Origin of the sequence: Paraburkholderia nemoris, from assembly GCF_905221015.1 — a bacterium.
Lineage (GTDB): Bacteria > Pseudomonadota > Gammaproteobacteria > Burkholderiales > Burkholderiaceae > Paraburkholderia > Paraburkholderia nemoris.
Map to the genome: position 1 here is coordinate 71,654 of NZ_CAJNBO010000006.1, position 13,600 is coordinate 85,253.

A 13,600-nucleotide genomic window follows, 5' to 3' on the forward strand; every position below is an offset into this window, starting at 1 on the left:
AGCTGTTGCGTGTTTCGTGTGCTTACTGGGGAATCACGGCCGTGGCTTCGATCTCGACCTTGGCTTCGTCTTCGATCAGCGCGACGACCTGTACCGCACTCATCGCGATGTCGTAGTCGCCGATCAACTCGCGAAACGCACGGCCGATATCTTTCAGTGAGGCGAGGTATTCACGCTTGTCCGTGACGTACCACGTCAGGCGGACCAGATGCTCGGGCTTGCCGCCCGCTTCGTGCAGGACGGCGAGAATGTTCTTGAGCGCCTGAATCGCCTGCTGTGCGAAGTCGGTGGTCTGAAAACGTGCCTGTTCGTCCCAGCCGATCTGGCCGGCGATGAACACTTGCGTGCCGGTTGCTGCAACGCCGTTCGCGTAGCCGCGCGGCTTGATCCAACCGGCGGGAAGGAGAGCTTTTTTCATGAGCGATGCGCCTCGATGGATTCAGGCTGTGGGACAAACGCCGCGAGCGCGCTCGCGATGTCTGCGGGAATGTCGATGGATGTGCCGCTTTCGAGCGATGTCGTCACCAGCACCTGTTTCGCGCTGAAGCGGATTTCGTCGCCGTGCCGGCCGACGATCTCGATGCTGATCGAGCGGCGCCCGACCTTCGTGACGCTGAGTGACAGCGTGATCGTTTCGCCCATCTGGCTCGGCCGCGAAAACTCGCAATCGAGTTTGACGATCGGCAAGCCGACCCGGCGTTGCGCGATCATCTGCGCATAGTCGATCTGCATGCCTTCGTTGAACCAGTCTTCGACCAACGCGTTGGTCATCACCAGATATTGCGGAAAGAACACGATGCCGGCCGGATCGCAGTGCTGAAAGCGGATACGGACAGGTCGTTCGAAGGTCGTGTTCATTTCGCCGCGTCCTTGATGGCTTCCGCGGCGTGCGTTTTCAGAAGGTCGCGGCCGACAATCAGCTGCTGCACCTCAGTCGCGCCTTCATAGATGCGCAACGCACGAATTTCGCGGTACAGCATCTCGACGGCGGTGCCGCTTTGCACGCCCATGCCGCCATAGAGTTGCACGGCGGCGTCGATCACCTGTTGCGCGCCTTCGCTTGCGTGCCACTTGGCCATCGCGGCTTCACGCGTGATCTGTTCGCCCTGATCGCGCAGCCAGGCCGCGCGATAGACCAGCAATGCGCTGCTGTCGATCGTCAATGCCATCTGTGCGAGCTTTGCTTGCGTCAGCTGAAAATCGCCGAGCGTCTGTCCGAACATCTTGCGCGACGATGCGCGTGAAAGACCTTCGGCCATTGCATGACGTGCGAAGCCCAACGATGCGGCCGCCACCGAGGTGCGGAAAATATCCAGCGTACGCATCGCGAGTTTGAAGCCTTCGCCGGGTGCGCCGAGCATCTGGCTGCGCGGCACGCGTGCGCCGGCAAAGTGCAAACGCGCTAGCGGATGCGGCGCGATCACGTCGATGCGTTCGGCGATTTCCAGACCCGGCGTGTCGGCATCGACGATGAAGGCGGTGATGCCGCGTGCGCCAGGTGCTTCGCCGGTTCTGGCGAACACCACGTAGAAGTCGGCGATACCGCCGTTCGAGATCCACGTCTTGTCGCCGTCGAGTACGTAGAAGTCGCCGTCTTCGCGCGCTGAGAGGGACATTGCAGCGACGTCCGATCCCGCTTGCGGCTCCGACAAGGCGAAGGCGGCGATCGCGGTACCGTTCGCCACACGCGGCAAGTAGCGTGTCTTTTGCTCATGCGTGCCACCGAGCGAGATCGCGCCGGAGCCGAGTCCTTGCATCGCCAAAGCGAAATCAGCGAGACCGGAATGCTTGGCGAGCGTCTCGCGCAGCAGGCACACAGCGCGTGTGTCGATCGTGTCGCCATTCCCGCCATAGGCAACGCCGCCGACACCGTATTTCAGCCAACCCGCCGAACCGAGCTCGCGGACCAGGCGGCGGCAGGTTGCGTCGACGTCGTCATGCTCTACGTGCGAGAGATTCGCGCGGCACCATGCTTCGATACCCGCGGCCAGTTCGCGATGGCGTGGCTCGAAAAACGGCCAGGCCAGTGCGCTGTGCAGATCCAGATCGCTGTTGGTGCTCAATTCAATCTCCCTCGAAGACAGGGCGGGACTTCGCGGCAAACGCGCTATAAGCACGTTCGAAATCGCGTGTGCTCATGCAAATTGCCTGTGCTTGCGCTTCCGATTCGATCGCTTCGTCGATGCTCATGCTCCATTCCTGGTGCAGCATCTTCTTCGTGATCCCATGCGCGAAGGTCGGACCGGCGACGAGATCGGCGGCGAGCTTCTGTGCGTCTGCGATGAGCGCTGCCGGTTCGCTCAGGCGGTTATAGAAACCCCATGCGTGGCCTTCGTCACCACTGGCTGAGCGGCCGGTGAACAGCAATTCGGCGGCGCGGCCTTGGCCGATGATGCGCGGCAGGATCGCGCAAGCGCCCATATCGCAACCAGCAAGGCCGACGCGAGAGAACAGAAACGCGAGCTTGCTGCGCGCGGTGCCGAGCCGCATATCGGACGACATTGCCAGGATCGCACCGGCGCCTGCGCAGACGCCGTCGACCGCGGCAATGATGGGTTGCGGGCAGTGGCGCATCGCTTTGACCAGATCGCCAGTCATGCGCGTGAACAGCAGCAGTTCCGGCATCGGCAGATCGATCAGCGGCGCGATGATGTCGTGCACGTCGCCGCCGGAGCAGAAGTTCTCGCCTGCGCCGTGAATCACGACCGCCTTCACGTCGGTTGCGTACGCGAGTTGCCGGAACAGATCGCGCAACTCCGCATACGATTCGAACGTCAGTGGGTTTTTACGTTCGGGCCGGTTCAGCGTGATCGTCGCGACCTTGTCGGCGACCGACCAGCCGAAGTGCCGTGCCTCGTAACCGGCGAGCGTCAGGCGATTGCCGGCCAGTAGGGCATCGGCGTTGGATCGTGTCATGAGTGTCTCCAGTTCGGTGCGGATCAGTCTTTCAGACTGTCGAGCAGATGTTGTTTGAGTTTGCCGAGGCGCTGATGGGTGCGCGATTTTTCGTCGAGGCTCAGGCCACCGAACAGTTCGACGACCCATTGCTCATGCGCGATGGCCATCTTGTCGAACGCCTTGCGGCCCGCGGGCGTGAGGCACACGCTGATCGAGCGGCGATCGTTGGGATCGGTGCCACGCGAAACCAGACCTTCTTTTTCAAGCTGGTCCGTAATGCCGGTCACGTTGCCACCCGTCACCATCAAACGGCGCGACAGTTCGGTCATCTTCAGGCCTTCCGGATGACGTTCGAGTTGCGCCATCAGATCGAAACGCGGCAACGTGGTGTCGAATTCGTTGCGCAGGCGCTTGCGCAGTTCGGCTTGCACGAGATTGGTCGTGGTCAACATGCGCAGCCACAAACGCAGGCCCATGTGACTATCGGCGCCGGTACTCATTTCCAGATCCACGACGTTCTCCGCTGGTTTGGCGACGCCTTTGCGCGGCGGCTTTGCGTCAGCCGTCGTAGTCTTTTTGAGGTTCGATAACTTGGTCACATTACTTCTCCACCGGAGATGGAAATGGATTGCCCCGTGATTGCGTCCGAGCCGGGTTGGCAGAGCCAAAGCACGGCATTGGCAACCTGCTCCGGGCTCACGAAACGACGCTGCGGATTCGTGCGAAGCAAGGTTTCGCGCGCCTGCTGTTCGGTGCGCGAGGTCTTGCTGGTGATCTGTTCAAGCGATGCGTGCAGCAGTTCGGTTTCCGTGTAGCCGGGGCATACGGCGTTGACGGTGACGCCTTTGATCGCGACTTCCAGTGCGAGTGAACGCGTTAGGCCAATCACGCCATGTTTCGCGGCGCAGTAAGCGGCGACGTAGGCGTAGCCGATTTGCCCCGCCGTGCTCGCGACGTTGACGATGCGGCCGTGGCCGCGCTCGAGCATGCCGGGCAACACGGCGCGCGTACCGAGGAAGACCCCGGTGAGGTTCACATCGAGCATGCGCTGCCAGAGCGCCATGTCGGTGTGAGTGAAGGGCGCGGCTTGCGCCTGGCCGGCGTTGTTGACGAGGATATCAATTGCGCCAGCTTGTGCGAATGCTTTAACGACCGACTCTTCGCTTGTGACGTCGACGCTGATGCAGGCGACCTCGCCGAGTCCGTTGAAGTTTTCCCGCTGCGCATCGAGGCGTTGTGCGTTGCGTCCCATCAAGGTGACGCGCGCACCGGCACGCAGCAGCGCTTCGGCCACTGCCGCGCCGATGCCACTGCCGCCGCCTGTTACGACAGCGTGCTGTCCTGCGAGGGTCGTGTTGGGCGTATTCACGTGGTTCCTTCAGCGCGTTGCGCGCGTTCTTGCGGCGACAAGCCTGCATTCGCGGCGGCTTGTGCACGTTCACGTTCGAGATTGCGCTCGAGTTGCGACTTGGCTGCCGTGTATGGCTTCGGCCACGTCACGTCCAGATAGCCGATTTTTGCGGCTTCATTCAACGTCCAAGACGGATTGGCCAGATGCGGCCGCGCAATCGCGCAGAGATCGGCGCGGCCCGCCGCGATGATGCTGTTCACGTGATCGGCTTCCGAGATCGCGCCGACGGCGATCGTTGCGATGCCGGCTTCGTTGCGCACGCGGTCGGCGAAAGGTGTCTGGAACATGCGGCCAAACACGGGCTTTTCCTGCTTGCTGACCTGGCCCGACGAGACGTCGATCATGTCGGCGCCTGCGGCCTTGAAGGCACGAGCGATTTGCACGGCGTCGTCGGGCGTGGTGCCGCCTTCGACCCAATCGTTAGCGGAAATACGCACGGAAATCGGCTTGTCTTGAGGCCAGACCGCGCGGATCGCCTTAAAGACCTGTAACGGGTAGCGCAGGCGATTTTCGAGCGAGCCGCCATATTCGTCCGTGCGTTGATTGGTCAACGGGGACAGGAAGCTCGACAGAAAGTAGCCGTGCGCGCAGTGCAGTTCGAGCCAATCGAAGCCTGCCTCGGCGGACATTTGCGTGGCACGTACGAATTGCGCTTCGATTTCTTTAAGTTCGTCTCGTGTGGCTTCATGCGAGGTCTGACTGACGCCGCTTAAATATTGCTGCGGCGAAGCGGACACGAGCCGCCAGTTGCCTTCATCAAGCGGCTGATCGATGCCTTCCCACGCAACGCGCGTCGAACCTTTGGCGCCGGAGTGCCCCAGCTGAATGCCGATCTTCGCGTCCGACTGAGCATGCACGAGATCCACGATGCGCTTCCACGCCGTGAGATGCTCGGGCGCGTACATGCCGGGACAAGCGGGCGTGATGCGCGCTTCGGGCGACACGCAGGTCATTTCCGTCATCACCAGCCCGGCTCCGCCCATGGCGCGGGCACCGAGATGCATCAGGTGATAGTCACCGGCGATCCCGTCGACGGCAGAGTATTGCGCCATAGGCGAGACGACTACGCGGTTTTTCAGCGTGACGCCGCGCAACGTGAAGGGCGTGAACATCGGCGGAACGGAGTGCTTTTCAGGCGCGCGGTCAATGCCTGAGCGATGTGCGAGCCAATCTTCGAACGTCGAGAGATAGGTTGCGTCACGCTCCCGCAAGTTCTCATGCGAGATGCGCTGTGAGCGTGTGAGCAGCGAATACGCAAACTGTTCCGGCTCGAACGACGTATAGCGATCGACATGCTCGAACCACTCCGTCGAATTGCGTGCGGCGTTCTGGATGCGCAATACGTCGATACTGCGGACATCCGTGTAGTGCTGCAACGCAGCGGGCAAATCACCTGGATGCGCGCCGATGCTGTTGGCGAGTTCGATCGAATCTTCGAGCGCGAGCTTGGTGCCCGAGCCGATCGAGAAGTGCGCGGTGTGCGCCGCGTCGCCCATCAGCACGATCGGCGTTTGCGTGCCATCGGCGTTGTCGCGCCAATGCACCCATTCCTCATTGACGACGCGCGGGAAACGAATCCACTGCGACGACCCGCGCAAATGCGCGGCGTTCGACAGCAACGGGTTGCCGTCCAGATACTTGGCGAACAGCTTCTCGCAGAACGCGATGCTGTCTTCCTTGCTCATTTCGTCGAGACCGGCGGCGCGCCATACGCGCTCCGGTGTTTCCACGATGAACGTCGAGGTCTGATCGTCGAAGCGGTAGGCGTGGGCCTGGAACCAGCCGAACTCGGTTTCTTCGAAGGCGAATGTAAAGGCGTCGAAGAGCTTTTTGGTGCCGAGCCAGACGAAGCGGCAATCGCGCATGTCGATCGCGGGCTTGTAGGTGGTGGTGTACTTCTGACGGATGGCGCTGTTTGCGCCGTCACAGGCGATGATCAGGTCGGCTTCGTAGGTGGTGTCGTCCGTGACCTGGGTTTCGAAAACCAGTTTGACGCCCAGTTCTTCGCAGCGCGCCTGGAGGATATTCAGCAGACGTTTGCGGCCGATGCCGCAAAAGCCATGGCCCGACGAGCGCACCTGCCTGCCGCGGAAATTGATCTCGATGTCGTCCCAGTGGTTGAAGGCGTCGAGAATCGCGTCCGCGCTGGGGGCGTCGGCGGCGCGCAGGTTGCCGAGCGTCTGGTCGGAGAAAACGACGCCCCAGCCAAAGGTGTCATAGGGCCGGTTGCGCTCCACCACCGTGACGTCATATGCCGGGTTCCGGCCCTTCATTAACAGGCCGAAGTACAAGCCGGCCGGGCCGCCGCCGATACATACGATGCGCATGTTGACTCTCCATGTGAACCTTGCTCTGGAGGGTAATTTAGGCGTAGATAGTTTAGATGTCAAGTAAATTGTGGGAGGCGCGCGCGTGCGCGTTGCGGGACCTATTCTGTCGGCTTCAGCAGATCCCGCATCCCTTTCAGCCCGAAGGAGCGGATGATCAATTGGCCGTCGCGGTCCTCCGCAATCATGTTGTCGTTGAGGTATTGGACGAACAGTGGGTGGGTTATCCCTATTGGATACTTTTAGATTTTTTCCCCTTGCATAAGGATTAATACCCCGATGCCGTTAACTAACGCGTCAGATGAGGCGCTCAACACGGTTTTATGCAAATCGCATAACAAGCCGAATAGACTATCTGGAAAACGCAAAAGGCACGGGAATGGATGATGCTCGACAATTCGGTTTAGCCTGCATGCTCGCGAGCATTGGCCAGTTATCGCGGGCGCAAATCTGGCGGGTCTGCCATACACGTTGGGTACGCGGATAACAGTCTGCAATCAGTTGAAGGAAATTATTTGCCGTGACATCGCCGTCACCTTAGGTCAAGATTTGTGCCGGGACCATGGCAAATAACTTTGACAGGCTGGTAAATTGGGGTGCGCAAATGCGCGTGCGGGATAATCCAGACGATGCCGCTTGAAGCATCAACAGTTTCAACGCCGGAGCCTCGCCTGAGAAACCCGGTGAATCCTTCATTCTGGAAATAATGGACGCAACGAGAATACCTCCGCGGGGCGCCCGCACGTTGGTGCCGATCCGCCTACTCCTTGCCCAACTGTTCGCTCCTGCGTTGCGAAACCTGCAATACGTGAGCCGCCGGATGCGCCCGTTCTCGATCGTTGCGATCGTCGGCTTCCCGCTCTATTACTATGTCTGGAACGATCTCTTTCCGCAGCCTTACGAGAACCTGCCGCTGCGGCTAGTCGGCTCCGCGTTGTTCATCCCCATCCTGTTTTCCGAGCGCTGGCCGTCGTGGGCGAAAAAGCTCTTGCCGTACTACTGGTACGCGACGATCTTTTACTCACTGCCGTTCTTTTTCACGTTCATGCTGTTGAAAAACAATGGCTCAAACGTCTGGATCGAAAGCGCGCTGATTGCCGCTTTCGTCATGGTGTTGCTGCTCGACTGGCTCATGCTGATGCTCAATTTTCTCATCGGCATTGCGCTCGCGTATCTCGCCTATTGGGCAACGACCGACGTTGTCAGCATGAATTCGACGTATCTTGTTCATCTGGCGATTTTTTCGTTTGCCATAGCGATCGGTGTTGTCGCCAACTATGACACGGAGCGTATCCGGGTCGAGCAGGAGCGGGCCATGCTGGCAACTGCCGGTAGCATTGCCCACGAACTGCGCACGCCGCTGCTCGCAATCCGCGCCGGCGCGGCGGGCCTCGGAAGCTACCTGCCTTTGCTGCTCGAAACGTACGGCATCGCCAAAGACGGCGGCCTAAGTGTTCCCAAGATCCGCGTCGCTCACCTTCATTCCATGGACGGAGTACTCTCCCGCATTGAACAGGAGGCTGTTCATTCCAATACCATTATCGACATGCTGCTCGCAAACGCGCGGTTCACCGGCGGGCATTCCCAAAAGATTGCACAGTGCTCCATCAGGCAATGTGTGGAGACCGCGCTCGACCGCTATCCATTTCGCGGAGGGGAGCAACAACGGGTGCTCACGGATCTCATCAATGACTTCACGTTCGAAGGCTCGGACATGCTGGTGGTGCATGTGCTCTTCAATCTGCTCAAGAATGCGTTCCGCGGGATGGCAGATGTCGACAGCGCTCTGATCTCGATCCGGCTTGCGTCTGGACCACGCGCGAACCAGCTTCTCTTTCGCGATACCGGCGTCGGCATCGCGTCCCATGTACTTCCCCACATCTTCACGCGCTTCTATACGTCATCAGCTGAAACTGATGACGCCTCCGTCGGCACCGGCATCGGACTCGCATTCTGTCGTGACGTCATGCGTGTGATGGGCGGCTCCATCGACTGTACGTCTATCGAGTTCATGTATACCGAATTTGTGTTGACCTTTCCCAGGCCATGACGATGGATACGATCAAACCATTCTATTTTCCGACAACGGTCACGTTCGTCGACGACAGCGCGGCATTCCTGTCGAATCTGTGTCTGCAACTCGAACCGAGCCTTGCCTTCCGGCTCTTCAGTTCGTCAAGAGAAGCCCTGCGGTTCGTGAATGAACGCCATCGTCCCGGTGCACCTGAGGAGCAAATCTTCACGCCGTACCGGGACCGGACCGATGAGGATGAGGCTCAGCAGGTCATCGCGATGAGCGTCGACACCGTCCGCAATCAGGTGTTCGACAACGACCGGTTTCAGGCAACATCGGTTGTCGTCGTGGATTACGACATGCCAGGGTTGAATGGTCTTGAATTCTGCCGCGGCATTACTGACCCTGCTGTACGCAAGATCATGCTGACCGGAAAGGCGAACGAGCACATCGCGGTGCAAAGCTTCAACGAGGGCATCATTCATCGCTTCATTCGCAAGCAGGACGCATCGGCCATCAGCGCCTTGAATCGCGCGGTACGCGATATGCAGCATGCCTACTTCGATAACAGGTGTCAGTCCATCCTCGACACGCTGGTGACATCGGAATATACGTTTTTGCGTGACGAAGCGTTGGTCGCGCGGGTAAGGGAGCTTTTTGATTCGCTCGGTATTGTTGAACATTACCTTTCATACTCGCCAAACGGGCTACTCATGCTCGACGGTACCGGCAAGTCCTATCTGCTGATTGTCCACACGAACGAAACGCTGCAGGGTGTGCGTGAGATAGCCAGCGTACAAGGCGCACCGGTGGGCTTTTTCGACGCCCTGGACAGTGGCGGGAGTCTGCCGTACTTCTGGCAAACCAGCGGATACTTCCCTGCGGACGGCATCGCATGGGAGAGCTATATGCACCCGGCAACCAGGTTCACAGGGCAACAGACTTACGTTTATGCCGTGATTCCCAACCCGCCCGGGCATGATCTGAGCCAGGTGCTGAGCTACGACCGTTACCTTGATTGGCTGGACCGCGAAATACAGAAGACATGGAGTTCACTCATGTGAACTCCATGTCATGCCGCTATCAGACCGCTAACGCACTGTCTGCTGTACCTTGCTCGTGGCTGTGTTTGCGGGACGACAGCCGGTCCGCGAGGCGCCGGGTGGAGGGCCACCGGTCAAGCTCAACCTCGCCGCGAATGTCACGACAGACGCTCACAATCCTTTCGATCTGAGCGTCGGTCAACGCGGCGTGGATCGACAACCGGATCAGCGCACGATTTCGCGCCGTGGCCGGTGCACAAAACACGGAGCCGAAAATGCCCCGTGACTCCAATGCATCGCGTAACACGATCGTGCGCTGTTCCGTACCCGCTTCGAGCGCGATGATCTGGCTTTCACTGTCATTCAGGTTATACCCCAGCTCCCTCAATCGCTCCCGCAGCCAGGCGGCATTCGACGCAAGTCTTGTGCGCCTTCGGCCGGCACCTTCGATTACCGACAGCGTCGCGTCCAGCCCACTGATCTCATGTGGCAGCAGCGTGGAACTGAAGATCGCAGGATTCGACTCGAACTTGAAGTACTCCTGGAAACTGGCTGGACAGGTGATAAAGCCGGCCCGACCGACAAAAGCCTTAGCAAGACTTGCTGTACGGAATGCAACACGGGATTCCAGTCCAAGCTCGACAACAAGTCCCGCTCCACGCGGACCATGCGTGCCGAGCGAATGCGACTCGTCGACCACGAACACGCACTCATGCCTGTTGCATATATCTGCGAACACGACGAGCGGGCATACGCTACCGTTCGTGCTGTAAATCGAGTCGACCAGCACGACCCCTTGCCCATACCGCACGATCTGCTGCTCGAGATGCGCCGCGTCGTTGTGTCTGAACGGTACCGGGAGCGCGCCTGCACAGCGGATACCTTCCCACAAGGACATGTGCGCCATCATGTCCACGTAGACGGGCGTTTGTGCCGAAGCGATCGACTGGATCAGCCCGATGTTCGCCGCATAGCCGGATTGGCACAGCACCCCTGCCTCTGCGCGCATGAACGTCGACATCCGGTTCTCGAACCTCAACTGCGGGCAATCACCGTGCAGGAAGATGCCTGACATCAACAGCCCGTTGCCGTCGGAACGCAAGGTTCGGCCCATACTGCGGATGATGTCGGGGTGGCGCGCGATCGCGAGATAATCGTTGCTCGACAGATGCAGTGCATCCGCTCCCGGGATGCGACCGCGCATGATGTGCCCGCCTCCCCACGTATCCGTTACCCGCTCCCGATAATATTGTTCGATGCGCGACGTCACAAAGGCAGGAAGCGATGGTGAGGGTTGGTTTTTTCTCAAGCGGTCAAAAGCGGCTTTCATTTCGGCTCCTTAAGGTTGGCTGCTGCCCGTAGCGGACAACAGACCCATAGTGAGCCAGTCGTTTTTCCTCCGCGTGCCCTGTCACCGACACATGTGCTGGATCGACGAAACCGTGCTGCGAAGGCAACGCTCACGTGCGCAGGCAACGGCGCCTATGAGCGTCTCTGAAATTTGCATTAATGACCTGATGGTGGAAGCTTGATGCCGCGGAGTCGCGGACCTTTCCGCAGGTGGTCAACGTCCGCCGTGTTGAGGTCGCGGCCACGAACGGCCGCTTCGGAGATGTTCCGATGTCCGATGACGGTTGCTTTATGCTATTCGCATAAAAACTGTGCGCGGCGATTCCCGGCGTCTCCGTCGGACCGGCTTCATGGAAGAAGTTCGCGTGAGTTTCCGGACGCTGCGCTGACCTCGAAGATGCGGACGCCGCCGCTATGCGTCGTCCGTATCGTTCGATCATCCACAGTAGACGACCTTGCTCCAGGGGTACCCGCGATTTATTTGGTATTTTCTTCGGGCACATCAGTGCCGCCGGGAACGCCCGTCAGCCTGATTTGTTTTAATGACGTCGAGACCGGCGCAAAGCGGCCGGTCAGTCTTGCGCGCCCAACTCCCGATAACACCCGCCGTGGTAAATCAGAGGCTTGCGCTGCGCAGTCGCGAAGCGCTCCACTGCACCGATGAACAGCCGATGATCGCCGGCTTCCAGGCGCGACTCGTTGCGGCACTCAAACCAGGCACAGCAGTTTTCCAGCAGCGGAACGCCGCCGAGTCCCGAGGACGTACGCAGCCCGAGGAACTTGTCCACGCCGCTAGTGGCGAAGCGCTGCGCCAGTTCGATCTGATCGGACGCGAGAACGTGCACGGCGTAGTGCGCAGCGCGTTGAAACGCGTCGAATCTCGAACTGGTCTGCGACAGGCTCCAGATGATGAGCGGCGGCTCCAGCGAAACGGAGTTAAATGAATTGACGGTCAGGCCAATCGCGCTGCCGTCGGCGTTGCGCGCGGTGACGATGGTGATGCCCGTGGCGAAATTGCCCAGCGCGTTGCGCAAGGCCCGCGGGTCGGAAATCGTCGTGGGTCCGTCGTGGTCTACGGCGTCGCATAGAGACATGGTTTGGCGGTATCCAGGCTGGGGGAAGTGGGCGTGTTACCGATCGGACACGACGGGACTTGTGGCGACGTTCGGACTACGCGACTTGACCCGGCGCAACGCGCTGGCGTTTGCCGCGATCAATGCCAACGCCGCGCCAATCGCCGTGATGACTTGCGCCTGGCGCTGGTGCGCAAGGCCGAACACCAGCGCCACCACCACGGCGCCAAGCGACTGGCCTAGCAGGCGGCCCATCGATTGCAAGCCGGATGCGCCGCCGCTGCGCTCTCTCGGCGCGCTGCCCATGATCACGCGATTATTGGGCGATTGGAACAGACCGAAGCCGAGCCCGCCGATGGCGAGCCGCCACGCAATGTCGAACAGCGACGGATCGCTGCCGAGCCAACACAGCGAAGCGAGCCCGCAGCCGAGGAAGACGAGGCCGACGCTGCTGATCCGTTCCGGCGACATACGATCGGAGAGCCGCCCCGCGATCGGCGCGATCAACGCGGTCATCAGCGGCCACGGGGTCATGAGCAAGCCGGTCTGCGTTGCGGGACGGCCGAGCGTCGTTTCGAAGTAGAAGGGCAACGCGATGAAGGCCATGGTCTGCGCCGCGAACGAGCAGATCGACGTAATCATCGAGAGCGAGAACACCGGCAGGCGCAAAAGATCGATTGGCAACAGCGGCTCGGCAAGACGGCTCTCCCGCCAGACGAAGAATGCGCCGACCAGCAACGCGGCCGTGATCATCGCGACGCCGCGTTCCGCTCCGCGTGCTTCGCTGAATGCGGCGAGACCGGAAATCAGCAAGCCGAATGTGATCGCGTTGAGTACCGTGCTGAGCTTGTCGAGCCGCTTGCCCGATGCGGGCGTGATGGGCAAGGTCCGCGCGCCGACTATGAGCGCGAGCAGGCCGAGCGGCACGTTCACGAGGAACAGCCACTGCCAGTGCGCGACGGAGAGGATGGCCGAGGCGACGCTCGGCCCGGCGGCCGACGACACAGCGACGATCAGCGACGCGTAGCCGACACCGACACCGAGCTGCGCCTTCGGATAGATGAAGCGCACCAGGGCGATGTTGACGCTCATGATGCCCGCCGCGCCCAGACCTTGAACCACCCGGGCGGCGGCGAGGACCGGCAACGTGTGCGCATTGGCGCAGGCAAACGACGCGAGCGTGAAAACGGCCAGGCCGGACCAGTAGATTCGCTTGTAGCCCATGATGTCGCCGAGGCACGCCAGCGGCAGCAGTGAAACGGTAATCGCCAACTGGTAGGCGTTGACGACCCAGATTGCCTGCGCGGGAGACACCGACAGGTCGCGGCCGATGGCGGGCAACGCCACGTTGACAATCGAACTGTCCAGAACCGCGATGATGATGGCGATCGCGATAGTGAAGAAAGCAAAGAAACGTTGTGGATTGGGCAGACCGTCAGTCATGGTGGAAATATAAAAAACAAAAAATGCCGGCTTAACGATTC

12 protein-coding genes are annotated in these 13,600 nt (G+C 60.3%); 2 read left to right on the plus strand and 10 right to left on the minus strand.

Annotated features, from left to right (window positions below):
* Positions 1 to 22 precede the first annotated feature (22 nt).
* The 7 genes from KHO33_RS11030 to KHO33_RS11060 are packed head-to-tail and all read right to left on the minus strand — an operon-like array spanning position 23 to position 6,636.
* The gene (locus KHO33_RS11030; protein WP_054033712.1) at positions 23 to 418 is read right to left on the minus strand and encodes a RidA family protein; all 396 of its coding nucleotides are present in this window, start codon (positions 416 to 418) and stop codon (positions 23 to 25) included.
* Positions 415 to 858 (minus strand): acyl-CoA thioesterase, encoded by a 444-nt coding sequence (locus tag KHO33_RS11035; RefSeq protein WP_200565095.1) that lies wholly within the window; start codon positions 856 to 858, stop codon positions 415 to 417. The genes KHO33_RS11030 and KHO33_RS11035 overlap by 4 nt, the downstream gene beginning before the upstream one ends.
* Positions 855 to 2,063 carry an acyl-CoA dehydrogenase family protein gene (locus KHO33_RS11040; RefSeq protein WP_054033710.1) on the minus strand — a complete coding sequence of 403 codons (1,209 nt, stop codon included), beginning with the start codon at positions 2,061 to 2,063 and terminating at the stop codon, positions 855 to 857. The genes KHO33_RS11035 and KHO33_RS11040 overlap by 4 nt, the downstream gene beginning before the upstream one ends.
* Before the next feature lies 1 nt (position 2,064).
* Positions 2,065 to 2,916: an enoyl-CoA hydratase family protein gene (locus KHO33_RS11045; protein ID WP_200565094.1), complete on the minus strand. Its 852-nt coding sequence runs from the start codon at positions 2,914 to 2,916 to the stop codon at positions 2,065 to 2,067.
* Between the two features lie 23 nt (positions 2,917 to 2,939).
* Positions 2,940 to 3,497 carry a MarR family winged helix-turn-helix transcriptional regulator gene (locus KHO33_RS11050; RefSeq protein ID WP_054033708.1) on the minus strand — a complete coding sequence of 186 codons (558 nt, stop codon included), beginning with the start codon at positions 3,495 to 3,497 and terminating at the stop codon, positions 2,940 to 2,942.
* A complete protein-coding gene (locus tag KHO33_RS11055) occupies positions 3,494 to 4,267 on the minus strand; it encodes an SDR family NAD(P)-dependent oxidoreductase (RefSeq protein WP_054033706.1) in 774 nt (257 codons plus the stop codon). The genes KHO33_RS11050 and KHO33_RS11055 overlap by 4 nt, the downstream gene beginning before the upstream one ends.
* Positions 4,264 to 6,636, minus strand: a complete 2,373-nt coding sequence (locus KHO33_RS11060; RefSeq protein ID WP_200565093.1) for a bifunctional salicylyl-CoA 5-hydroxylase/oxidoreductase — start codon at positions 6,634 to 6,636, stop codon at positions 4,264 to 4,266. The genes KHO33_RS11055 and KHO33_RS11060 overlap by 4 nt, the downstream gene beginning before the upstream one ends.
* Positions 6,637 to 7,384: 748 nt before the next feature.
* On the opposite strand from KHO33_RS11060, the gene KHO33_RS11065 reads away from it, so the two are divergent.
* Both KHO33_RS11065 and KHO33_RS11070 read left to right on the plus strand, forming a co-directional pair.
* On the plus strand, positions 7,385 to 8,686 hold the full coding sequence (locus tag KHO33_RS11065) for a sensor histidine kinase (protein ID WP_236062633.1): 1,302 nt from the start codon (positions 7,385 to 7,387) through the stop codon (positions 8,684 to 8,686).
* Between the two features lie 2 nt (positions 8,687 to 8,688).
* The gene (locus KHO33_RS11070) at positions 8,689 to 9,714 is read left to right on the plus strand and encodes a response regulator (protein ID WP_054033699.1); all 1,026 of its coding nucleotides are present in this window, start codon (positions 8,689 to 8,691) and stop codon (positions 9,712 to 9,714) included.
* A gap of 19 nt (positions 9,715 to 9,733) precedes the next feature.
* On the opposite strand, the gene cqsA is transcribed toward KHO33_RS11070, so the two are convergent.
* The 3 genes from cqsA to KHO33_RS11085 form a co-directional block, all read right to left on the minus strand.
* Positions 9,734 to 11,023, minus strand: coding sequence for an alpha-hydroxyketone-type quorum-sensing autoinducer synthase (gene cqsA / locus KHO33_RS11075; RefSeq protein ID WP_054033696.1), 1,290 nt, complete (start codon positions 11,021 to 11,023; stop codon positions 9,734 to 9,736).
* Positions 11,024 to 11,615: 592 nt separating this feature from the next.
* Positions 11,616 to 12,137 (minus strand): flavin reductase family protein, encoded by a 522-nt coding sequence (locus tag KHO33_RS11080; protein ID WP_054033694.1) that lies wholly within the window; start codon positions 12,135 to 12,137, stop codon positions 11,616 to 11,618.
* Between the two features lie 36 nt (positions 12,138 to 12,173).
* Entirely contained in the window at positions 12,174 to 13,559 is a 1,386-nt protein-coding gene (locus tag KHO33_RS11085) for an MFS transporter (protein WP_054033692.1), read from the minus strand.
* Positions 13,560 to 13,600: the final 41 nt, after the last annotated feature.

Coding starts and splice junctions, on each gene's coding strand:
- KHO33_RS11030 (WP_054033712.1), bottom strand. CDS start 418: ATGAAAAAAGCTCTCCTTCCCGCCGGTTGGATCAAGCCGCGCGGCTAC.
- KHO33_RS11035 (WP_200565095.1), bottom strand. CDS start 858: ATGAACACGACCTTCGAACGACCTGTCCGTATCCGCTTTCAGCACTGC.
- KHO33_RS11045 (WP_200565094.1), bottom strand. CDS start 2,916: ATGACACGATCCAACGCCGATGCCCTACTGGCCGGCAATCGCCTGACG.
- KHO33_RS11060 (WP_200565093.1), bottom strand. CDS start 6,636: ATGCGCATCGTATGTATCGGCGGCGGCCCGGCCGGCTTGTACTTCGGC.
- KHO33_RS11070 (WP_054033699.1), top strand. CDS start 8,689: ATGGATACGATCAAACCATTCTATTTTCCGACAACGGTCACGTTCGTC.
- cqsA (WP_054033696.1), bottom strand. CDS start 11,023: ATGAAAGCCGCTTTTGACCGCTTGAGAAAAAACCAACCCTCACCATCG.
- KHO33_RS11080 (WP_054033694.1), bottom strand. CDS start 12,137: ATGTCTCTATGCGACGCCGTAGACCACGACGGACCCACGACGATTTCC.
- KHO33_RS11085 (WP_054033692.1), bottom strand. CDS start 13,559: ATGACTGACGGTCTGCCCAATCCACAACGTTTCTTTGCTTTCTTCACT.